This window comes from Sphingomonas aquatilis (assembly GCF_014196115.1).
In the GTDB taxonomy this organism is placed as follows: domain Bacteria; phylum Pseudomonadota; class Alphaproteobacteria; order Sphingomonadales; family Sphingomonadaceae; genus Sphingomonas; species Sphingomonas aquatilis.
Genome location: NZ_JACIDB010000002.1, coordinates 15,623 through 38,168, shown reverse-complemented (window position 1 = coordinate 38,168; position 22,546 = coordinate 15,623). Strand labels below are relative to the sequence as shown.

Below are 22,546 nucleotides of genomic sequence, written 5' to 3'. Positions count from 1 at the left end.
GTGACGTTAAGTTTGTGGAGAACGCATCAGCTGGCCAGGAACGGCGCCGCCACCTCGGGTCGCACGCGCATCAGGCGGCCGGTTACGCGTTCCAGCGCTGCGGAATAGTGGGTGATGCAAGTCCTCCCCCGCCAGGGGGAGGTGGCCGCCGCAGGCGGTCGGAGGGGGAGGATACGGCGAACGGACCGTATGCGGAAACGCCCCCTCCACCACCGCCTGCGGCGGCGGTCCCCCTCCCCCGCTGAAGCGAGGGTGGACTTACGGTAGGAACGGCGCCGCGACCTCCGGCCGGACGCGCATCAGGCGGCCGGTGGCGCGTTCCAGCAGGGCCCAGGTCGTGACCGCCTCCACCTTCACCTTGCCGTCGGCGCCGGTGAAGCGGACGTGGCGGTCGAAGCGGGCGCCCTTGGGGGGTTCGGGGACCCAGGTTTCGCCGGTCACCGTCTCGCCCGCGACGACGTTGCCGCGATAGTCGATTTCGTGGCGGGTCACGACCCAGACCATCGTCTCGCGATGCTCCGCCGGCGCCACCGCATCCCAATGGGCGACGGCGATGTCCTGGATCCAGCGCACCCACACGGCATTGTTGACGTGGCCGAGTTCGTCGATGTCCTCCGCCGCGGCGGTGATCGTCCTCGTGAAGCGCGCGCTCATGCCCGCCGGCTCCGCCACCAGCGGAAGGCGGCGAAGGCGCCGCCCAGCAGCACCGCCGCACCCGCGACCCACAGCCATTGCCGCCCGTGCGGGCGGTAGCGGCCGAGCAGTTCGGCGATCCCCGTGCCGAACACATAGCCGAGGCTGGTGAACAGCGCGCCCCACACGGCCGCGGCGACAGCGTTGATCCACAGGAACTGGCGCGTGCGGACATGCGTGGTGCCGATCGCGATCGGGCTGACGGTGCGCAGGCCATAGAGGAAACGGAAGGCGAAGATGAAGCCGACCGGATAGCGTTCCAGCGTCGTCAACGCCTTAGCGAAGGCGGGCTTTTTCTGCGCGCGCTGCACCCAGCGGTGCGAGCGGAAGCGCCGCCCCGCCGCGAAGAACAATTGGTCGGCGACGAACGACCCGCACGCCGCCGCGATCATCGCGCCGGGCAACGACAGCATGCCTTCATGCGCGAACAGGCCGCCGGCGAGCACCATCGTCTCGCCTTCGATCCCCGCGCCCAGGAAGACGGCGGCCAAGCCGTATTCGGCAATCAGTGTCTCGATGCTCAGCCGCTTATTCCCATCTGCCCCAATCCCAACTGCCACAGCACGAAGGCATGTTCCTCCGCGGCCTCGCGTAACGATTCGAAGCGGCCGGATTTCCCGCCGTGCCCTGCCCCCATGTTGGTTTTCAGCAGCAGCACATTGTCATCGGTCTTGGTGGAACGCAGCTTGGCCGCCCATTTCGCCGGTTCCCAATAGGTGACGCGGGGATCGTTCAATCCGCCCGAGATGAACATCGGCGGATAATTCTGCGCCGTGACATTGTCGTAGGGGCTGTAGCTGCGGATCAGGTCGAACGCCGCTTTGTCCTCGATCGGATTGCCCCATTCGGGCCATTCGCCCGGCGTCAGCGGCAGATCGGCGTCGAGCATGGTGTTGAGCACATCGACGAACGGCACGTCGGCGATCACCGCGCCCCACAGATCGGGATCGGAATTGACGATCGCGCCCATCAGCTCGCCGCCCGCCGAGCGGCCCGCGGTGGCGATGCGGCCAGCGCTGGTCCACCCCTGCTCGATCAGCCCCTTGGCGACATCGACGAAGTCGTTGAACGTGTTGGTGCGCTTTTCCAGCTTGCCGTCGTGATACCATTGCTGCCCGAGGTCGTCGCCGCCGCGGATATGCGCGATGGCATAAGCGAAGCCGCGGTCGAGCAGGCTGAGGCGCCCGGTCGAAAAGCCCGGCGGGATCGCATAGCCGTAGGCGCCATAGGCGTAGAGGAACAGCGGCTGCGACCCGTCACGCTGGAAGCCCGCCGGATAGACGATCGATACGGGCACCTGCGTGCCGTCGCGGACGGTGATCTTCAACCGTTCGGTGCGATAGCCGGCGGCGTCATAGCCTGCGGGAATTTCCTGAACCTTCAGGACGGTGAGGCCGCCGGTCGCGACGTCATAGTCATAGACCGTCCCCGGCGTGACCATCGATTCATAGCCCAGCCGCAGCGTCGCGACGTCATATTCCGGATTGTCGCCCAGGCCCGCGGCATAGCTCGCCTCCGGGAAGGTGATCGGCTGGGGCACGGTCGGCGCGTCGTAGCGGTGGATGGCGATCTGATCGAGGCCGTCGCGGCGCCCTTCGACGACGAAGAAGTCCCGATAGCATTCGACCCCGGTCATGTAGAAATGCGGATCGGCCGGGATCAGCTCGTGCCAGTCGCCGGGCGCGTCGAGGCTGGCGGTACACAGCCGCCACATCGGATCGGTATCGTTGGTGTGGATGAAGAGCGTGCCGTCGTGCGCGTCGACGTCATATTCGCGGCCTTCCTGGCGGGGGGCGACCAGGATCGGCGTGGCGAAGGGATCGTTGGCGGGCAGCAGCCGGACTTCGCTGGTGACGTGATCGCCGGTGCCGATGACGATCCACTGGCGATCGCTCGTCTCGGCGACGGCGACACGATAGCCTTCGTCATCCTCGTGGAACAGCTCGACGTCGTCTTCGATGGGCGTGCCGAGCCGGTGGAAGCGCGCATTGTCGGTGCGCCACTGGTCGTTGGCGACGCCGTACAGGAAGCCCGTATCGTCGGCGGTCCAGACGATCTCGGACAGCATGCCGGGGATGACCTCGGGCAGATGCTCGCCGGTGGAGAGGTCCTTCACGCGCACCTCGAACCGTTCGGCGCCGCTGTCGTCGATCGCATAGGCGAGCAGCCGCCCGTTGTTGCTGATCGCGAAGGCGCCGAGGCGGAAATAGTCCTTGCCCTCGGCGAGGGCGGGCTCGTCGAGCAGCAGTTCGTCCGGCCCGCCCGCGACGGGCTTGCGCCACCATTTGCGATACTGGCCGCCGGTCTCGAACGCGGTCCAGTAGAGCCAGTCGCCGTCCTTTTGCGGGACCGAGGATTCGTCCTCCTTGATGCGCGCCTTCATCTCTTCGTACAGCGTGTCGACCAGCGGCTGGTGCGGCGCCATGACGGCTTCAAAATAGGCGTTCTCGGCTTCGAGATAGGCGAGGACATCGGGGTCGGTGACCTCGGGATACTTCGGGTCCTTCAGCCAGGCATAGGGGTCGTCGATCGTCACGCCGTGCGTGGTGAAGCTGTGGGGGCGGCGCTCGGCGACGGGGGGCGTGGGGTCGGTCATCGCCTTGCTGTAGAACAGGATGGCGGGCGATGGGAACGCCATCCTGTCCGTCACCCCGGATCACGTCCGGGGTGACGATGCGGGAGGGCTGGCGGCCCGCTCCAGCAACACGCCAGCAACACGACCGCAGTTGAACCCGTGCGCGCGCGCCGCCATGCACATCGCGGATAACACAGGGGAACACACATGGCCGGCGGACTGGTCGCACTGCTCGACGATATCGCGGCGATGGCGAAGCTTGCCGCCGCCAGCCTGGACGATGTCGCGGGCGCGGCGGGCAAGGCGGGGGCGAAGGCGGCGGGCGTGGTGATCGACGATACTGCGGTGACGCCGACCTATGTCGTGGGCCTCAGCCCCGCGCGCGAGCTGCCGATCATCTGGAAGATCGCCAAGGGATCCCTTCGCAACAAGTTGCTGTTCCTGCTGCCCGCGGCGCTGATCCTGAGCGCGCTGGCGCCCTGGGCGATCACGCCGATCCTGATGGCGGGCGGTGCTTTCCTGTGTTTCGAGGCGGCGGAGAAGATCCTCGGCGCGCTGACCGGCCATGGCCATGGCGACGAGGCCGCGGCCGCCACCTCGCCGGAAGAGCTGGAGCAGCAGCAGGTGTCGAGCGCGATCCGTACCGACCTGATCCTGTCGGGCGAGATCATGGCGATCGCGCTCGCCGAACTCGCCGATCAGAGCCTCGTCAATCAGGCGATCGCGCTGGCGCTCGTCGCGGTGGCGATCACCGCGGGCGTCTACGGCCTCGTCGCGCTGATCGTGAAGATGGACGATATCGGCCTGCACCTCGCCCGCCGGCCGGGATCGGGCAGCCAGGCGCTGGGCCGCGGCCTCGTGGCCGCGATGCCTCGCGTGCTGTCGGCACTGTCGATCATCGGCACCGCGGCGATGGTGTGGGTGGGCGGCGGCATCATCGTCCACGGGATGGAGGCATTCGGCTTCACTGCGATCCCACATGTGATCCACCATGCGGCAGAGGTCGCTGCGGCGTCGTCCGGCGTGCTGGGCGGCGTCATCGGCTGGCTGGTCGGGGCGATCGGATCGGGGATCGTCGGGATCGTCATCGGCGGCGTCATTGCGGGCGTGCTCCACCTGATCCCGCGGCGCGGCCACTGATCCCGGCCGCCGATCGACATGCGACACCGTGCCCCTATTCCTCCCCCGCAAGGGGGAGGTGGCGCCGCCGGAGGCGGTGACGGAGGGGGAGGACAGAAACGTCCTTGGTTACAAAGCCCTACCCTTACCGCCCCCTCCGTCATGCCTGCGGCATGCCACCGCATCGGGTCGATCATGCCCCCGGCATGATCTTGAACGGCCGGGGGCCGTTCATCCCGATGCGCCCTGGCGGGGGAGGACTTATGATCACGCTCAGGCGATCACGCTCAGGGTTGATCCGGCCTGATGGAGTTGGCGCCGCGCGGCGGCGGGCGTATGCGCGCAGCTGAGTGATCACAGGACCCGACGCATGACCAGCACGCCCGCCGCCAACCTCGCCGCCCTCCGCGCAGAGCTCGCCGCCCGCGGCCTCGACGGCTTCGTCGTGCCGCTGACCGACGAGCATATGAGCGAATATGTCGGCGCCTATGCGCAGCGGCTGGGCTGGCTGACCGGCTTCGGCGGATCGGCGGGCAGCGCGGTGGTACTGGCGGAAAAGGCCGCGATCTTCACCGATGGGCGCTACACGCTGCAGGTGCGCGAACAGGTGTCGGCGGACGACTGGGCCTATGTCCCCGTACCGCAGGAAAGCATCGCCGGCTGGCTTGCCGCCAATGCCAGCGAGGGGAGCCGCATCGGCTACGACCCGTGGCTGCACACCAGCGCCTGGGCGAAGGACACCGCCGCCACGCTCGCCGACCGCGGCGTGACGCTGGTGCCGGTCGACAGCAACCCGATTGACGCGGTGTGGACCGACCGCCCCGCCCCCTCGCCCGCCCGGATGACCGTCCACGCCGATACGCATGCGGGCCAGTCCTCCGCCGCCAAGCGCGCCGCGATCGCCGACTGGCTGGGCGCGCAGCGCGCCGATGCGGTGGTGCTGACCGCGCTCGATTCGATCGCCTGGGCGCTCAACGTGCGCGGCACCGATGTCGCGCACACGCCGGTCGCGCTCTCCTATGCGATCGTCGGCAGCGACGGCACCACCGACCTGTTCGTCGCGCCCGAGAAGGTCGACGATGCGGTGCGCCAGCATTTGGGCAATGCGGTGCGCATCCATGATCGCGACGCCTTCGCGCCCGCGCTGCGCGGCTACGCCGGCCAGCGCGTCGCCGCCGATCCCGAGCGCGCCGTCGCCGCGGTGTTCGACGCGTTGACCGCAGGCGGCGCCAAGGTGCTGGCGCTACGTGACCCCGTCGTGCTCGCCAAAGCGCTGAAGAACCCCGCCGAGATCGCCGGCCATCGCGCCGCCAGCATCCGCGACGGCGCCGCGCTGAGCCGCTTCCTGCGCTGGATCGAGGCGGAGGCGCCCAAGGGCGGCCAGACCGAACTCTCCGCCGCCGCACAGCTGCTCGCCTTTCGCGAACAGACCGGCTGCCTGCTCGACACGTCGTTCGACACCATCTCGGCCACCGGCGCGCATGGCGCCAGCCCGCATTATCACGTCACCGAGGAATCCAACGCTCCGATCCTGCCCGGCCAGCTGTTCCTGATCGATTCGGGCGGGCAATATGCGGATGGCACCACCGACGTGACCCGCGTCGTGCCGGTCGGGCCGCCGACCGCGGAGATGCGCGACCGCTTCACCCGCGTGCTGAAGGGCCATATCGCCATCGCCACCGCGGTCTTCCCCGACGGCACCAGCGGCGCGCAGATCGACGCCTTCGCCCGCCGGCCATTATGGGAGGCGGGGCTCGATTTCGCGCACGGCACCGGCCACGGCATCGGCAGCTATCTATCCGTGCATGAAGGGCCGCAGCGGATCGCGGCGCCCAATTATCCCGGCGGCGCCAGCCTGGAGCCGCTGCGCGCGGGCATGATGCTGTCGAACGAGCCGGGCTATTACAAGGCCGGCGAATACGGCATCCGGATCGAGAACCTGCTGCTGATCGTCCCCGCCGCCATCCCCGGCGGCGACCGCGAGCGGACGATGCTGCGCTTCGAAACGCTCACCTTCGCGCCGATCGAGCGGACGCTGATCGACCCGGCGCTGCTGACCCGCGACGAGCGCGACTGGCTGGACGCCTATCATGCCGAGGTGGCGGCGCGGATCGGCCCCGAGCTCGACATTGCGGACCGCGCGTGGCTCAACGCCAAATGCGCGCCGATCGGCGGTTAATCGGTCGATCCGTCGGTCGGTGGCGGCACCGGCGCGGGTGCGGTGCCGCGATCGGTGCCCGCCGCCACGGCGCGCGCCTGCGCCTTGCGCCGATGCAGGTTCGCGCGCAGCTGCGCGGCCAGCCGGGCGGCCCGTTCGTCGCTATTTGCCATGCCCCGACCCTAGCCCCGTCCGGTAACGCTTGACAATCCGCCCCCGGTCGTCTCTAGGCGCCCTTCCCGCGGCGAACGCCGGCGGAAAAACGAGTGCTGCCGTAGCTCAGTGGTAGAGCGCATCCTTGGTAAGGCTGAGGTCGTGAGTTCAATCCTCACCGGCAGCACCATTTTTCAATGACTTAGCAGCCCTTCGGGGCCGGTCGGAAAACCCGGGCATCACCGGGGCATCACCAGATCACCACGCCGGACAGGTGGTCCACGAGGCGCGCCGCCGCGCGAACGGGACGAAGCGAGCCATCGAGGCCGCTCTTCAGGGTGCAGCATCCGGTGTCACCGGCCTTACGATGGCCGCTCCGTCACCAGCCTGCTCCCGTCGGCCGGCGACGCTTATAGACGATCGACCGCAGGGTGATCGCCGCTTTGGCAGCGGGCGCCGTCGCTGTCGCTGCCTTGACGGCTCCCGGAATCACTCAGCCGACCCCTGATCGGGATATGTCGACCGCATCGGCACGGCCGGACATATCCGTGACGACGAACGCGCTGGCGACATTGCCGCGTGGCGGCACGAACGCATCAGCTCAGCCGAAACCGCGAACGTCCTCACTATGGAGCGATGGGTAGTGCTCTGGTGATTGGCTGCTCCACCTGAAGACCGGCGGTCGGATGGCCTGACCGCCGACATGGCGGCCGCGGCGAAGAGCGGCATCGCCTTCGAGCCGCAGCGCCTCAGCAGCATGCTGGGCGATCGGAGTGCGAAGCGGGGCTGAGGGGAAAAACCGGAGGTCGGGCCCGGCCCCGTGACTTCGTCATGACCGGCAAGGAGTTGAGAAATGATGAACGAGACCGAGGAAATGCGCCAGGTGCGTCACGCGCTTCAGGATCTGTCGGCGTCGGATCCCGCGGCAAGCGCGAACATGCTGCGCCACGCGGCCGCCTACTCCCTCATGATGACCGGGCGGCGGGGCCGGGATCGCCTCAAGGGCGAACCGCAGATCGGGGCGGGCTTCGTGCTGATGCACGGCGAGCAGTGCATATGCGCCGACACGGTTCGCCGCAGCGGGACCGACTACGTCTACATCGCGTTCGACGTGGACGACGCGGCGGGTCCGCCCATCGCCAGCGGGGTCTTCAGCCCTCGCGGCGAGGACGTGGTCGTGTTCGGCAACTGCCGCCTGTGGTAGCCCACCAACGACGGGCGCGCGCTTCTGGTCCCCCGAGGCGGCGGTCGCCGCGGATACTTCGCCTTCCGCCCCGGGCGTCCGCTGAAATTCGTGGATGGCCCGCTGCCCGGCGACATCGAGGCGGGTTTCCGTCGAGCAGATGTCCGCTTGCGGCGGCTTCTCGCGTCCCAGGACCTGCGCAACCTGGACAATGGCTACATCTTCGTGCTGCGCAGCGAAGGCGGTCAGATCGTCGCCTGGGCCACGCCCGTGGCGGCCTGATCGAAGGGCCGGCTTCCAGCCGGTCGTCCGTTCTCGACATTGATCCACCTTGAGGCCGCGGACGCAGTCGAACGGTGATGAGCCGGCCCACAACAACTCTTGGACCAATGGGCGGAACCGCCTCCTCAGGTCGAAGCGGCCGATGACCTCGCATAATGGACTCGCATGCCGCCGCGGCCTCAATCGCCTGCGTATTCGATCCGGAGCTTCCCTTCGCGCTGAAACAGGAAGTACGCGCCGCTCTCGGGGAAGTTGACCATGACCGCGTCGGCACCAGCGGCGAACAGTCCCTGATCCGTCCAACGACCCCGGTGAGCGTTCGCCACCACGACGCGCCCACCACGTCCGTAGGTTATGCGGAGCGCCATCTGGCCGGAGCGTTCGACCATCTCCACGACGTCGGCTCGACCATCGTGGTCCAGATCGACGCTGGCCCTCCGGTGGAACCTGTACCCGGTCGGAGCGGAATAGCTCGATCTTCGGCGAAGCTCCTCGTCGCCGATGGTTCGCCAGCCTTGAGAAAGGGGATCGGATCGGTGGGCCGCACGACTCTCGACCGCCTCGCCGCGCCGTGCTCGGAAGAAGCCGCGCATGGATGCCGCGACTCGCGCGGCCGCATCATCGTGAACGGCCTGATCGACGGCGGCGGCGACGACGACCTGCATCGCGAGGGCCGAGACGATCACGACATCACCTCCAGCATGTAATCCTTGAACTGCCTTCGCTGGCGTGCCTGCGACCGCATCCTCCGCAAGCGGAGCAGAGGCGCCGCCGCCAGGGCCGCGGCCGAGCCGATCGCCAGGAACGGATGGGGCGAGAGGATCTGCGGAACCATCATCGCGGCTCCGATCAGCAGAAGCACGTGCCGCTTCGTCAGCGTGGTCCGATCGATGAAGGCAGACGGACCGACCAGGATCACGGGCTCCCGTCCGCCGGTCAGGTTGGTGGCGGCGACTACGCGACCGTTGATCCGGTCCAGGCGAACGATGCCGCCGTCGAGGACCGCCAGCTCCGCCGGCAGCTCGAGATTGGCATGCATGCCCGCCGCATCCTCCAGCACCACGCTGACGACGCCGCGATGCACCGTGTCGACGAAGCCGCCGCCGCCGGCCACGAACCCCGCGCCCCGACCGGCGAGTCCGAACACGCCGGACGAAGAACCGAACGTGGTGGATTGCTGCTGGTACGAAGCCAGCCTGACGCGGGCGATCAGGCAGTCGCCCTGGTAGCCGATGCCTTCGATGCGGCGCGATGGAACGAGCCAGCTGCGCAGCGGGATCGCAGGACCCTCGCCGCCCCGGATCGCGGGCGGTACGACCTCCATCTAACGGCCCCGACCGGAATGCAGAGGGGCAGTCCGAACAGGCGGCCGCGAAGCGGCACCAGCCTCCGACCGAATGCTAAGTCGTCTCACGAACAAGCCCATGCGCGATCTCCGCTCGGGTGCCGTTCGACCGTCCAGCCGGCGGCACCGCCCGTTGGTACGAGGCGGTGCCGGCCCGTGAGCCGGAAGTTGGAAACTCGCTATTAGACGAGCGCGGACGCCTTTGGGCCCGAAGGCCTTGGACATGCGCGTCCGCCTCCCGGCCGAAACTGGTTCGGGCCGGGCATACGGCTACTAATAGCGAGGTTTCCACGCCTCGGTCCGCCTGCTGACGAACATCCGCACTCTAGCTTCGGAACGTCACCGCGTTCAATCCGCCAAATCATCGGAGGCGGTAATCCCGCCGCGATTCCGGCCGCATCTGCCCACGTCTTCCGGACGATCCGCGAAGCTGCAGAGACGAGCGGAGCACCCCCGACCGGGCAAGTCCGACTCAGTAGCGACGGTGCGCCCGCAGGATCGTACCGGTCGGCCTTCCGCCGATCGGGTCGACGCCGACAAGAACGTCGACGCGCGGCCGTCTGAGTTGATCAATCCCGAGTGCGACGGGTTCCCCGTCCGCGATCGCGGCCCAGCGGGTCTCGACGTCCACGTCGGCCAGCATATCCGCGACGGTTCGCTCACCCGGCGCGAAGAGCCCCGCATTCCTTGCGGCGTCTATCGCGATGAAGCGCGTTACATCGAGGGCTGAGAAGGCAGCACATGGACGATCATCGTCGCCCACGCACACCGCCGCCTGCCGGTTACGATCGAGTTGAGAGATGACGTCCTGAAGCGTCGTCTCCCGCTTCACCAGTACGAAGTCGGGTGCCTGCCTGGCGGAGACCGTTGCTCCCGAACCTCCACGCGGCCTGCTCCTCATGACGGCGGCCACCGTCGAGTGATGCTTGGTCCACGCGGCCGTCTCGACGCATCGAAGGCCGATCAGCTCGAGGATGCTCTTCTGCACGTCGCCCACGTTCTGATCCAAGATCGGCTCATGATGCGCGACCCGGTTGCGGAACAGGTTGATCGACTTGGCGAGCTTCTGAACCTCATGACGACCGATTCCGCCGCGCACGTGGGGAAGCACGATGTTCAACCCCGTTCGCCAGAGCATGTGATACTCGGGCCTGAGAAGATTCGACCAGAAGTCGAAGGTGAGTTCCGAGACGATTTGGCCGCGGCTCGCCCCCGCTCCGGCGCGGGTCACGGCCTTATCAAGGTTCGCACGCCCGGGATCGCTCAGAACCCCATCGCGAAACGCGTTCTCGTGTGGCCAATTGATGCCGTATCTCGATACGAGGTATTGATCGATCGCGTTCCTCAACGTCACCTCCACCACGTGAAGGGGGTACAGGAAGGCCTTCGCCAGCCGCGCATTGTACAGGTACAAGCTGAGCGCGTACTCCACGTCGCCGCCGCCCTTGTACAGGTATGCGCCGAACCGAGGCTCCGAGATGGAGGCCCTTATCGCGGTGACCTGGTCGGCGAGATAAGGGTACGGAACTTGACTGTCGGCCATGCGGTTGTAGGCTTACCTGAGCAGTCGAAGTGGCCCCACTGGTCAACGCCAAGCGCCCTCGACAGGAATTCGGAGCACCAGGTCGGGCTAGTCCCCACCTGGTGTTTTCGCGTCTAGGGCAACCATGCATCGTCCGTCGATCCCTGCGGTACCATCCTCACTTGACATTAACTTCCGTGGAGGTACTCGGGAAACAGCAGTCGAAGTGGCCCCACTGGCTCGCGCCATGCGCCCTCGACATCGAATACGGTGCGCCAGGTCAGGCTAGTCCTCACCTGGCGTTTCCATGTCTGCAGCAGGGCGCAAACGATTCGAACTCGGCGAGACGTACGGCTGCCGATGGCTCGTCCAAGTGGTCGTGCACCGCTGGGCCACACCGGCGCTCCGCGATCTTCAAGCGTGAGGGGATGAACCCCCGGCACCCGGCCAGGTCGTCGAAATGAGGCCTGCGGCCCCTCCCGACAACATGGGGCCACGCCGACAAATTAGTTACTCGAAAGCACGAACTTCGGCGTCAAACTGGGGAAAAGGGGAAGCAGGCTCAAACCCCGTACCGCTTGTTGCCGCCGCTGGTGATGCAGTACCTCCCTCCACGCGGCCCGATGCAGATCTGCGAACCGGAGCACGGGCATCCGCCGCCGAAATAGGATCCTCCGCCGCGGCTACGACGTCCATGTCTTCCGTGCGACGTCGATCGACGCTTCGCGTGATGAACGCCGGCGCGCGTGGCTACGTACGCGCCTGCCGCACCGGCGCCCACGGCCGAACCCGCGGTCAGCAGACCGCGCGTACCGCCGGATCGGGTCGCCGCGCCGGCCGCATCGGCGGTGCCGCGGTCCAGGAAGTCTTCGGAAACCCAGCAGGTGCCGCCGGCACGGGTGAGACCGGCCCAACCATCGCGACGCTCGGCCACCACCACCTGCTCGTTCCTGCTCAGCGCTTCGACCACGCGTGCCGACGACGTAGGCTCGGCCCGGCAGTTGAGGCTCCGAGCGGACACGCGGGCCGGTTCCGAAGCGCCTGCCGCACCGACCATCGGCTCGGAGACCGTCGCGTCGTTCGGCGCGCTCGACGAACACTTCCCGATCGCGAAGAGGGCGATGGCGATCACCAGCACCACGCCGCAGCCACGACCGGCACCGGTAGGATCGCCCGCCGTCGACCTGCCGCCGGCTGGCCTCGGCGGCGTGATTCCGGCCATCTGCGATCTGCCGCCTCCGGTGCGGTTCATTCTCACCTGCCTGCGCACCGCCATGAGACTTCCCCCGTACGATCTCAGATCCCCGGAGCAGCCTGCCCGCCATTTCGATCGACGGCAACAAGCGCCTGTTCGCATTGTATTTAACTTCGGGGTCGATAGTCTTCGCCGACGCGCCGGAGCTGGGGACCGGTCGCGATGGGAGAACTTGCTTGAATGCGCATGACCTGAGGTCGCGCTGGGTGCGCGACCTGACGCGTTTCCTGCCGTTGAAGAGCCAGTTCGTCCTGACGGGCAACGTCAGGGACCTTCAGATCCGCGTGATCGACGGCAGGGCGGTAGCCGCGCCGATCGCGGACGTCATAACTTCCACCCTCGCCGAGGCCGGATACGCCGAGGTCGTGCATTACGATCCGCTCAAGGGCTTCACGGTCCTGAGCCGTCCGAACGGGACGCAGACCGACGGCGACGCGCTTCTCAGGAGGCTCGGGCTGACGCCCTCCAACGGCCGCGCGCAAGCAGGCCCGGACGTATTCGGCGCCACACTCGAGAAGATCGTGGCGCTCAAGGGCGAACCGATCGCGCTCGTCGCCGACTTCGCCTCCCGCATGATCGTCCGGAGCGATGCCCTGTCGCCCGCCGAGCAGCAGCTGTTCACACGGGCGCTGATCCTCAGCCAGACCGCCCGCGCGCGACCGAGCGGTCCTGAACGATCGCCGCGTTACAACACCGTCATCTGGATAGCCGAGAAGGAGGGAGACCTTCCCGACTGGCTCACCATCGACAACCCCCGCGTCAGGCACGTGCCGATCGCGCCGCCCGATCGGGCGGCGCGAAGCGCCGTCGCCCCCTCGCTGGTGAAGACGCTGCCCGGCGCGCGCGACGCCGAGGCGGAGGTTCTCGAGGACGCCGTCCGCTCGCTCGTCGATGCGACCGAAGGAATGCTGCTCGTCGACCTCAACGCGGTGGCGCAGCTCGCCCGAGCCGAGAAGGTGGCCGTCACCGACATCGGCGAGGCCGTCCGCCGATACAAGGTGGGCGTCACCGAGGACGCGTGGCTCAAGATCGAGCGGCGGAAGATCCGCGACGGCGCCGACATCATCCGCCGCCGCGTTGCCGGGCAGGATCACGCGGTCGTGCACATGCTCGACATCGTGAAGCGCGCGGCGACCGGCATCGGCGGCGGACGTCGCGGAGGCCGTCCCCGGGGCATCGCGTTCCTCGCCGGCCCCACGGGCGTCGGCAAAACGGAGCTGGCGAAGACCGTCACGGAGCTGCTGTTCGGAGACGAGAGCGCGTACATCCGCTTCGACATGTCGGAATTCAGCGCCGAACACGCGGACCAGCGCCTGATCGGCGCGCCACCCGGGTACGTGGGTTACGACGTTGGCGGCGAGCTCACGAACGCCGTGCGCGAGCGTCCCTTCAGCGTCGTGCTGTTCGACGAGATCGAGAAGGCCCATCCGCGCATCCTCGACAAGTTCCTCCAGATCCTGGACGACGGCGTCCTGACCTCGGGTCGCGGGGACCGCGTGTACTTCTCCGAAGCGCTGATCATCTTCACTTCGAACCTCGGCATCTATTCCGCCGGCGCGGATGGCGCCCGCGTCGCGAACGTCACGCCCGACCAGCCCTTCGACGAGGTGCGTTCGCGCGTCCGAGCCGAGATCTCGAACCACTTCAAGCTCGTCCTCAACAGACCCGAGATCCTCAACCGCTTCGGTGAGAACGTCATCGTCTTCGACTTCATCCGGCCGAGGATCGCCGACCAGATATTCGCCTCCATGGTGGACAGCGTGATCCGGGACGCCGCCTCGGGCGGACGCGACATCGTCCTCTCCGACGAGGCCCGCGAGGCCCTGCGACAGCTGTGCACGACCGATCTCTCGAACGGGGGTCGCGGCATCCGCAACATGATCGAGGCGCATCTCATCAATCCGCTGGCCCGCGCGCTGTTCGACCTGGACCGCGAAGGAGCGGTGAGGATCGCCCGCGTCGTCACGGGCGGCGTCACGACCCTCGAGATCGAACCGGCGTGACGCAGGTCTCGATCTCCCGCATCCACTTCCCCGTGACCACGCTCGGACCCGGACGTCGCATCGGGCTCTGGTTCCAAGGCTGCTCGATCCGATGTCCCGGCTGCATCTCGGTCGACACCTGGGACGCCGGCCGCAACCTCGTGGACGCGGCGGACGTCGTAGACCGTCTGAGGGAACTCTCGGGCTCGTGCGACGGCCTTACCGTCTCGGGAGGCGAACCGTTCGATCAGCCCGACGCCCTTGCCGAAATACTCTACGGGTGGCGCCGACATTCGGCGACACCCACTCTGGTCTTCACGGGCCGCGAAATGCAGGACGTGGCCGGCTGGTTCGACGTCCATCCCAACCTCGTCGACGTCGTCATGACGGGTCCGTTCCGCTCCGATCTTCCCCAGACCGCCGCTCTTCGGGGCAGCGACAACCAGACGCTGCACGTGCTCACCGAACGCGGTTCGGCCTTCAGGGCCTACGATCGCGTCGCCGGGGTCGGGGACCGGCGACTGGACGTCATGTTCGACGACGTGGGGGACGCCTGGTTCGCCGGCATACCGGCCAGAGGCGACCTGTCGAAGCTGCGCCGTCTGCTCGCCCGGGAGGGTCACTCGGCGTCGACGTCCGCATCCATCCGGGAGACCGTCCGATGATCCGCTTCTGCCCCAACTGCGAGACCGAGCGGCCGGCCGACGAGATCCTGTGCGACGGCGACATCGCGGGCCTGTCATGCGGATGGGAACTCTCCGACCTGCCCTTGCGACCAGCCGGCTGGACGCCCGCGGCCCAGGAGGCCGCGGCCAGCCCGGCATCGACGCCGACCTGCACGAACGGACACGCCCTCGAACTCGGCGACCTGATGTGCGGCGAATGCGGCGCCGATCCGCTGGTGCCCGACGACGCCGCGGACGCCGCCGTCGAACGGCACCCGCCACGGGACCAGAACCGGGACGCGGGCGGGATCGACGAGAACGCGACGCCGCCCATCCCCGAACCCGCACCCGCACCCGAGGTCGAGACGGAGATCGCCGGTTGGCGCCTGCTGCGACGGATACCGACGACCAGTCATGTCCGGGAGCGGTTCGAGACTGTCCGGGACGAAGACGGCCGGGAGGCGGTCCTGACGCTCTACGCCAACGGCAGCGAGCCGGATCCCGAGGTGTACGACGCGCTTAGCGTCCTCGACCGGGACCACGTGCCGGAGATCCTCGATACGGGAAGGTGGCGGGATCGCGCCTACGAGGTGTCGGAGGACCTGCGCGGCGGCACGCTCGCCGACCTGGGGCTGATGGCGACCGATCGGGCGACGCTCTGCCGCATCCTGGACGAAGTGGGCGGCGCGCTGGCGGCCTTCGCCGAACGCGGTCTGCGACATAGGGATCTGCGACCCACGGCGATCATGGTGCGGACGCGCGAGCCGCTGGACCTCGTCATCACCGGCTTCGGCTCGGCGCGCCTCTCGGACTACGATCTCGACGTCGTGTCCCCCCTGGAGATCACGCGGTACACGGCCCCCGAGGCGGTGGCCGGCGGCGTCGCGGCCGCCAGCGACTGGTGGAGCCTCGGCATGATCCTGCTCGAACAGGTCACCCGAGGCGCCTGCTTCGCCGGCGCCGACGACCAATCCTTCCTGATCAGCGTCCTAACGAACGGAGCGCCGATCCCCGACGGTCTACCCGACGAGGTGGACGCGCTTCTGAGAGGGCTCCTTGCACTCGACCGCCGGGAACGCTGGTGCTGGCCCCAAGTCCAGCGCTGGCTCGCGGGCGACGTTCCCCAGGCGCCTTCCCGACTGCGTCCGATGGGCGACGGGGCAGGCATGCGCGGCATCATGCTCGCAGGAGTGAAGCTCGACACGCCCGAACGCTTCGCACTCTCGGCGGCGGAGCCCGAACACTGGGACCAGGCCCGGTCGATGCTGCTCCGCGGCGAGCTGGCGACGTGGATCGAGGAAGCCGGACACCATGCCGACCTTCGCGCCGAAGTCAGGACGATCGCCGCGCTGGAGGACGTATCGGAGGACTTCAGGCTGGCGCTCGCGCTGAAGGCGCTGAACCCCTCGATGCCGCTCGTGGTGCGCGGCGAGATCGTCACGCCCGGGTGGCTGATCGACCATCCCGACGACGGCTACGCGCTCATCACCGGCCCACTGCCGGATCGCCTCGAACGCGACGACGACGAGGTGTGGCTGTCCCGCCTGAAGCGCCGCGAGGCCCGCGTGCGCGAGAGGGCGAAGCAGCTCGACGTCGAGATCGACGAGGGCCAGCTCCGGGCCTCGGTCCTGTCCACGTCGAAGTCGCGGCTCGCCGCCGTCTGGGCTGACCGCAGCCGCATCCTTCCGGACACAGATCACCCGGGCCTCCTCGCCATCGTCGAGCGCAGGATCACCGAGGAGGAGGACCTCATCCTCCTCGTGAGCGCGTCGGCCATCCACTTCCGATCCGCGGAGGCGATCGTCGACGAAGCGGCATCCGCCGCCGCCGCCGCCGGGCTCGCGGAGTTCGACCGTGCAGCGGCACTTGCGCGCACGGGCGCGCCGAGACGCGAGCTGCACGCGGAGATCGAAGGACGTCTCGAGGGCTTCGCCAGGTGCGGCCGGCAGCGCATCGACGATTGGGGCGACCAGTTCAGGCTTGAGAAGCGGCTGCCTCTCTCGCGCGCGCTCGCGCTTCTGGCGGTGCCGGCGGCTGAGTGGCGGCAGCCGCCGCGACAGGCGTACATCGCGACCCTGCTGGACTTCTTCTCGCGTCGGATAACGGGCACGATCATGCGTGGGCCGCTCACCCGGATGGTGATCGGCAAGACCACGGCCCGCCTCGATCTGATGGAGCTCGACAGTCCTCGCCGGAGGGCTTCCGAGCTGCTCGACCACGTCCTGCTCCGGAACGATCAGAGAATCGATCTGGACCCGACGCCCCTCGTCGACGATCCGCGCGTCGAGCGTCGTCTCCGGACCCTCCACAGCCACGCCACCCTCTACCGCCGCGACACCGGGATCGACGGCCTCTATCTGGGCTTCCCGTTCCTCGTCATGCAGGAGGCCCGGGCCTCAACCCGTCCCCGCATCGCCCCCGTCCTCCTGTGGCCGATCAGGATCCATCCCGAGACCGGATCGCGTGGGCGGGTCACCCTCGCGTTCGACCGGGACCGGGAGGAGGTCCGCCTCAATCCCGCCTTCGAGACGCTGCTAGGCGTCGAGACCGCGGCCCGCTGGCAGGAGGCGGCGGACGACGTGCTCGGCAGATCGTCCGTCACCGCGCAGGACGTGGTCGAGGCCTTCCGCGAGCTCGCCCGGGTCGAAGGCCGAGCGCTGGAGGGTATCCCGTCCAAGGATCTCCGGCTGCGGCCCGGCGAGGATCGCGTCGCCTGCGCCGCCGCCCTGTTCCATCTGGGCTTCATGGGTCAGGCCGTGATGGAGGACCTGCGGCAACTCAAGAGCAGGCCGCCTGCGGGCACCTCGCTCGAGACGGCGTTCCGCGCGGGCGAACAGATCGTCAGGGGGGAGCGGCTTCACGTCCCCGAGCGCGAGCGCTTCTTCACCGCCGACAGCGATCCCTCCCAGGAGGCCGCGGTCCTCGAAGCCAGGCAGGGTCGCGGGCTGCTCGTCGAAGGACCGCCCGGCACCGGCAAGAGCCAGACGATCGTCAACATGGTCGCGGACGCCATAGGCACCGGGCGCAGCCTGCTGGTGGTCTGCCAGAAGCAGTCGGCGCTGGAAGTCGTGCACAAGCGGCTCGAAGCCTCGGGCCTCGGAGAGCGCGTCGTCATGGTCAACGACGTCAACAAGGATCGCGAACCCGTCATCCGAGCCGTCCGCGAGCAGCTCGAGGCGCTGCACGCCAGGTCCGGAGGCGCAACCGGCTGGCGGCAGCTGCGTGATCAGGCGGCGGCCCGCATAGAGGCGCTCGAAGCCGATCTCGACGGTCAGCACCGCGCGCTGCACGCCGTCGACGAACGGACGGGCCTGTCCTTCCGGCTGATCCTGGGCGACCTCATCGGGTTGGCACGTGAAGGGATCACGCCCGCCCTCCCGTCGCTGCGCCCGGTGCTCGCCGACACAGATCCCGGAGCACTGACGGTCCTGCAGGAGATCTGCGCGCCCATCGCCCGTCTGTGGCTGCCCGCACGTTGGGAGGGCAGCGCCCTCCACGACACGCTTCCATTCGGGACCGATCCCGGCTCCGTGCAGACCTTCGCGGAAGATCTCGGAGCGTTCGCGGCAGCCGAGCAGGAGCGCCGGGACGTGATAGCCCGGACGCCCAACGCCCTCGAGATCGAGGATCCCCAACCCTACCGAAGCTGGTCGACGGAGCACGGCGCAGCGTTCCTATCGATCGACCATGAAGCGCGGCAACGTCTAGCACGCTGGCTTCCGCTCCTCGCGGGCGCGTCCGAGCGCACGCCCGGCGAAACCGAACTCCAGAAGGAGCTCGCTGATCTGGAGCGTTCGCTCCTCGCGCTGCCGGCGGACGACGCCCCGGACGACGCCGTGGAGGTCGCGCGGGGCCTCGACGACGTCGATCTCGCGGCGTGGACGGAAACCTCGGATCGGCTGCAGCGCCGACCGACGTTCATGGAACGCCTGACGCCATCCAGGTGGATGGCGCTCTGGCGACGACGGACGTTCATGAAGCAGGCCGGGTTGAGCGAGCCTGTCGCCTTCGGCACCGCGCTCCACCGCGAGGAAGCCTTGCGCCCGCTTCGCGGCAGGCTCGAGAAGGCGACCGCCGGGCTGGGCGAGGCCGCCGGCCACCTCGCCATCCTGCGCATCCCCCGGCTGATCGAAGAAACCCGAGCGTGCCGCGCTCTGATCGACGGGGCGGAAGGGCTGGCCGTCCGGCTCGAAGCCTACCCCGAACCCTCGGTCTCGGCGGCGATGGCGAGAGCCGCGACCCGTCAGGCCGTGGAGGACCTCATGGAGGGAATCGATCAGGGCCTCGCCAGGCACGCGGCCCGGACCGTAAGCCGTTCCGCTCTCGATCGGCTCGCGGCCTGGATGTCGGAGGCCTGGGTCGACCAGTGCCGCGCCGCCGTGACATCGCAGCAATCCAACGCGGCGAGGATCGAGCCTCTGCTCGGCGCAGTGCCCCACGTGCCCGCCTTCCAGCGCTTCCGGGCGCGGGTTCCCCAACTGGGCGAAGGGGCGATGAAGGTCTTCGCGCAGCTCTCCCGCATAAGGGAGGAACTTTCGAGGATCGAAGAGGTCGAACTGGAGCCGACGGTCCGGCGCATCATGGCGATCGAGGCTCGCCTGGCGTGGAAGAGCCGCCTGGAGACGGCGGATCCCACCCTCCTCCTCGAAGCGCAGGAGCTCGAGGCGAAGGCCGCGGCGCTGGCGCTGGCGGACCGGGACATGCGAGCGCTGAACCGCCGGCTGCTGGTCGAGGGGCTCGACGCGAGCCGCCTCAGGCCGCTTAGGGAGTGGGAGGACATCACGCGGCTTCGCGGGGCCAGGGCCCGCCGGCTGCGCGAGTTCGTCGATCGCGGGGTCGAACTGGGCCTCATGCGCCTGCGGCCGGTCTGGCTGGTCAATCCCGACGTGGCGAGCCGACTGCTGCCGCTCCGCAAGGGCCTGTTCGATACCGTCATCTTCGACGAGGCGTCGCAGATGCCCATCGAATACGCGTTGCCCACGCTGTTCCGAGCCGAGCGGATGATCGTCAGCGGCGACGAGAAGCAGATGCCGCCGACGGCGTTCTTCTCGAGCAAGGTCGAGAGCGACGAGGCCGAGATCTTCGAGGGGTACGCCAACGAGGAGGACCTGCAGGACGACGAACGCGAGGCCGCGGACGAGACGTGGAACCGGCGGGAGATCAAGGACTGTCCGGATCTGCTGCAGCTCGGCAAGTCCGTCCTGCCGGCGACGACGCTCCAGATCCACTACCGGTCGATCTACCGCGAACTGATCCAGTTCTCGAACGCGTCCTTCTATTCGAACCGCCTCAGCGTCCCCGCCCGCCATCCCGCCGACGAGATCAGACGCAAGCGCCCGATCGAGGTGGTCCGGGCGGAAGGAACCTACGTCGACCAGACGAACCCCGGTGAAGCCGTGCAGGTGGTGGAGAAGCTAGCGGAACTCTGGCGCAACGAGGGAACGCCGCCCACGATCGGCGTGGTCACCTTCAACCGCAAGCAGGCGGACGTCATCGAGGAGGCGCTAGAACGCCGTGCGGAGACGGACGCCGCCTTCCGCGCGGCGCTGACCCGTGAACGCGACCGCGTCGAAGGCGGCGAGGACATGGGGTTCTTCGTCAAGAACGTCGAGAACGTGCAGGGCGACGAGCGGGACGTCATCGTCTTCTCGTCGACCTTCGGGCGCAACGCGCAGGGCACCTTCCGTCGGTTCTTCGGCGTCCTGGGCCAGAAGGGCGGCGAGCGACGCCTGAACGTCGCGGTCACCCGGGCCCGTCAGAAGGTGATCCTCGTGACCTCCATGCCGATATCCGAGATATCCGATCTCCTGAGCACCCGCCGTCAGGCATCCTCGCCACGCGACTTCCTGCAGGCGTACTTCGAATATGCGAGATCGATATCCGAAGGCGATCTCGATGCCGCGGACGGGCTGCTGACGCGACTGACGCCGGAAAGACGACGCGGTGGAGGTGCCTCGTTCGACGATGCGGACGGCCTGCGCGTCTGCGTGGCGGAGGAACTGCGGACGATGGGGTGGAACCCGACCAGCGTCGGTGACGACGGCGCGTTCGGCCTCGACTTCGCGATCGAGGACCCGAGAACCGGTCTATACGGCATCGGCATCGAATGCGATGCGCCCCGGCATCCACTGCTGACCAGCGCCCGGGCCCGGGAGATGTGGCGGCCGCAGGTGCTGCGGCGCTCGATCCCCGTCATCCACCGTGTCTCCTCGCATCGCTGGTTCTCCGAGCCGGAGCGCGAGCGCGAGCGGCTGAAGGTGGCGGTTGAAACCGCGATGGGAGGACGGAGATGAGCGGCCCCAAGGTCGTGCGCATCGTGACGCGCGAGGAGATACTCGACATCTGCCGAGGACACCTCGCGAGGGTCGACGCCGCGCTGGAGGAATGGACGCGCGTCGGAACGCGCAACGAGTGCATCGACGAAGACGCGTTGGCAGCGGCACGGCGACGCAGGGCGGCCCTCGAGGCCCTCATCCGGACCGACCGCTTCATGGACCTTCAGAAGCAGGCTCCCACGGAGGAGGCGTTCCTCGAGGAGGACCTCAGACGGAGGCTGACCAAGGTCGCACAGGCGCAGGCGGCGGCGCGATCGCGGGACCGCCGGTCGAAGGAGACCGGCGCGGCACTTCTGCGCTCGCTCGAGCAGAAGGGGCCGGTTCCTCCCCAGCTCGCCGAGGACCTGCGGAACGGGCGTGAGGAGGCGTTTCCGCAGGCGTTCGAGATCATGTCGTCGGCCGCCTGGGAGCATAGCGCCTCATCCGAACTCGCGCGCAGATTGCGCGAGGAGGACGTCGACAGAAACTTCTCGAAGTGGATGGCCGACAGGCAGGGCGCGACCGACCCCGAGATCGACAGGCTCGAAAACCGCCTCTCCGAACTCGCCCAGATCGCGCATGCCATCAAGTTCGACGATCTGCATGCACGGCTCGAGGAGGCGCGTGGCGCTTCGGGAAGCCGACGCGGGCTGCTGCTGGACGGGCTGGAGGTAGAGATCGGACGCACGCTGGCGGCCGCGCGCCGCACGGCCGCCCTTCTGCACGAACTTCGGCTGCTGTCGGCCGAGGCTTCGGCCGCCGGTCTCGACGGGGCGGCCTTCGACGCCGGAGCGGAAAGCATGGACGCGGCCGCCTTGGAGCACGGCATAGCCGCCGCCCGGGCGGCCATCGAAGCCCACCGCACGGCCGCAGCCGCGCAGGCGCGACGAGCGGCGGTGCTGAAGGGGCTCGCGGAGCTCGGCTACGAGGTCGCGGAGGGGATGACGACGCAGGTCGCAGGCGACAGCCGACTCATCCTGAGGAGTGCGTCCAGGCCGGACTACGGGGTCGAGGTCTCCCCTGCGGGAGCGAAGATGCAGATGCGTCCAGTCGCCTTCGAGGGCGGAGGCCTCGGGCCCGACCCGGCCCGCGACCGCGACGCCGAGACGATCTGGTGCGGAGACGTGACGTCGCTCCAGGCCAGCCTCGCCGCCGTGGGAGCGGGACTCCAGATAGAGAAGTCGCTGCCTGTGGGTGCGGTGCCGCTCAAGCGGATGCGGCTCACCGGACCGGAGACCGTCGCGTCGGCCGCGACCCCCCAGTTGCGTGCGATCAGATCGGACCGATGACGGCGCGGCGA

The 22,546-nt window shown here is 68.4% G+C and carries 17 protein-coding genes and 1 tRNA gene; 10 read left to right on the top strand and 8 right to left on the bottom strand.

The features are described from left to right. Nucleotides 1–258: 258 nt before the first annotated feature. From GGR47_RS06140 to GGR47_RS06130, 3 genes are read right to left on the bottom strand one after another with little or no spacing between them, the layout of a single operon-like run. The gene (locus GGR47_RS06140; RefSeq protein ID WP_183949472.1) at nucleotides 259–654 is read right to left on the bottom strand and encodes an acyl-CoA thioesterase; all 396 of its coding nucleotides are present in this window, start codon (nucleotides 652–654) and stop codon (nucleotides 259–261) included. After that, the gene (locus GGR47_RS06135) at nucleotides 651–1,217 is read right to left on the bottom strand and encodes a DedA family protein (protein WP_043060919.1); all 567 of its coding nucleotides are present in this window, start codon (nucleotides 1,215–1,217) and stop codon (nucleotides 651–653) included. The genes GGR47_RS06140 and GGR47_RS06135 overlap by 4 nt, the downstream gene beginning before the upstream one ends. Continuing rightward, nucleotides 1,214–3,289 carry a S9 family peptidase gene (locus GGR47_RS06130; RefSeq protein ID WP_167509786.1) on the bottom strand — a complete coding sequence of 692 codons (2,076 nt, stop codon included), beginning with the start codon at nucleotides 3,287–3,289 and terminating at the stop codon, nucleotides 1,214–1,216. The genes GGR47_RS06135 and GGR47_RS06130 overlap by 4 nt, the downstream gene beginning before the upstream one ends. A 186-nt stretch (nucleotides 3,290–3,475) precedes the next feature. Between GGR47_RS06130 and GGR47_RS06125 the strand changes: the two genes are divergently transcribed. Beyond that, nucleotides 3,476–4,408 carry a DUF808 domain-containing protein gene (locus GGR47_RS06125; protein ID WP_147037225.1) on the top strand — a complete coding sequence of 311 codons (933 nt, stop codon included), beginning with the start codon at nucleotides 3,476–3,478 and terminating at the stop codon, nucleotides 4,406–4,408. Nucleotides 4,409–4,757: 349 nt separating this feature from the next. Next, nucleotides 4,758–6,566, top strand: coding sequence for an aminopeptidase P family protein (locus GGR47_RS06120; protein ID WP_147036541.1), 1,809 nt, complete (start codon nucleotides 4,758–4,760; stop codon nucleotides 6,564–6,566). Here the strand turns inward: GGR47_RS06120 and GGR47_RS06115 are convergent. Beyond that, the gene (locus GGR47_RS06115) at nucleotides 6,563–6,718 is read right to left on the bottom strand and encodes a hypothetical protein (RefSeq protein WP_167509753.1); all 156 of its coding nucleotides are present in this window, start codon (nucleotides 6,716–6,718) and stop codon (nucleotides 6,563–6,565) included. The genes GGR47_RS06120 and GGR47_RS06115 overlap by 4 nt on opposite strands. 95 nt (nucleotides 6,719–6,813) lie before the next feature. On the opposite strand from GGR47_RS06115, the gene GGR47_RS06110 reads away from it, so the two are divergent. The 4 genes from GGR47_RS06110 (at nucleotide 6,814) to GGR47_RS06100 (ending at nucleotide 8,163) form a co-directional block, all read left to right on the top strand. Next, nucleotides 6,814–6,888: transfer RNA gene (locus tag GGR47_RS06110), tRNA-Thr, on the top strand. A gap of 465 nt (nucleotides 6,889–7,353) precedes the next feature. Beyond that, nucleotides 7,354–7,488, top strand: a complete 135-nt coding sequence (locus GGR47_RS19270; protein ID WP_276509319.1) for a hypothetical protein — start codon at nucleotides 7,354–7,356, stop codon at nucleotides 7,486–7,488. Nucleotides 7,489–7,551: 63 nt separating this feature from the next. Next, the gene (locus GGR47_RS06105; protein ID WP_147036542.1) at nucleotides 7,552–7,902 is read left to right on the top strand and encodes a hypothetical protein; all 351 of its coding nucleotides are present in this window, start codon (nucleotides 7,552–7,554) and stop codon (nucleotides 7,900–7,902) included. 90 nt (nucleotides 7,903–7,992) lie between these two features. Beyond that, nucleotides 7,993–8,163 (top strand): hypothetical protein, encoded by a 171-nt coding sequence (locus GGR47_RS06100; protein ID WP_167509754.1) that lies wholly within the window; start codon nucleotides 7,993–7,995, stop codon nucleotides 8,161–8,163. A gap of 179 nt (nucleotides 8,164–8,342) precedes the next feature. Here the strand turns inward: GGR47_RS06100 and GGR47_RS06095 are convergent, their stop codons facing one another. The 4 genes from GGR47_RS06095 to GGR47_RS06080 form a co-directional block, all read right to left on the bottom strand. Then, on the bottom strand, nucleotides 8,343–8,849 hold the full coding sequence (locus GGR47_RS06095; protein ID WP_147036543.1) for a hypothetical protein: 507 nt from the start codon (nucleotides 8,847–8,849) through the stop codon (nucleotides 8,343–8,345). After that, nucleotides 8,846–9,487, bottom strand: coding sequence for a hypothetical protein (locus GGR47_RS06090; protein WP_147036544.1), 642 nt, complete (start codon nucleotides 9,485–9,487; stop codon nucleotides 8,846–8,848). The genes GGR47_RS06095 and GGR47_RS06090 overlap by 4 nt, the downstream gene beginning before the upstream one ends. Before the next feature lie 493 nt (nucleotides 9,488–9,980). Continuing rightward, complete coding sequence (locus tag GGR47_RS06085; RefSeq protein ID WP_147036545.1) at nucleotides 9,981–11,051, bottom strand: hypothetical protein; 1,071 nt, start codon at nucleotides 11,049–11,051, stop codon at nucleotides 9,981–9,983. A gap of 541 nt (nucleotides 11,052–11,592) precedes the next feature. Continuing rightward, a complete protein-coding gene (locus GGR47_RS06080) occupies nucleotides 11,593–12,171 on the bottom strand; it encodes an SH3 domain-containing protein (RefSeq protein ID WP_167509755.1) in 579 nt (192 codons plus the stop codon). Between the two features lie 320 nt (nucleotides 12,172–12,491). Here GGR47_RS06080 and GGR47_RS06075 point away from each other — a divergent pair, with 320 nt between their 5' ends. From GGR47_RS06075 to GGR47_RS06060, 4 genes are read left to right on the top strand one after another with little or no spacing between them, the layout of a single operon-like run. Further along, nucleotides 12,492–14,288, top strand: a complete 1,797-nt coding sequence (locus tag GGR47_RS06075; RefSeq protein ID WP_208663162.1) for an AAA family ATPase — start codon at nucleotides 12,492–12,494, stop codon at nucleotides 14,286–14,288. Continuing rightward, nucleotides 14,285–14,932 (top strand): 4Fe-4S cluster-binding domain-containing protein, encoded by a 648-nt coding sequence (locus GGR47_RS06070; RefSeq protein WP_147036547.1) that lies wholly within the window; start codon nucleotides 14,285–14,287, stop codon nucleotides 14,930–14,932. The genes GGR47_RS06075 and GGR47_RS06070 overlap by 4 nt, the downstream gene beginning before the upstream one ends. Beyond that, entirely contained in the window at nucleotides 14,929–21,225 is a 6,297-nt protein-coding gene (locus GGR47_RS06065; RefSeq protein WP_147036548.1) for an AAA domain-containing protein, read from the top strand. The genes GGR47_RS06070 and GGR47_RS06065 overlap by 4 nt, the downstream gene beginning before the upstream one ends. Continuing rightward, on the top strand, nucleotides 21,222–22,535 hold the full coding sequence (locus GGR47_RS06060; protein WP_147036549.1) for a hypothetical protein: 1,314 nt from the start codon (nucleotides 21,222–21,224) through the stop codon (nucleotides 22,533–22,535). The genes GGR47_RS06065 and GGR47_RS06060 overlap by 4 nt, the downstream gene beginning before the upstream one ends. Nucleotides 22,536–22,546: the final 11 nt, after the last annotated feature.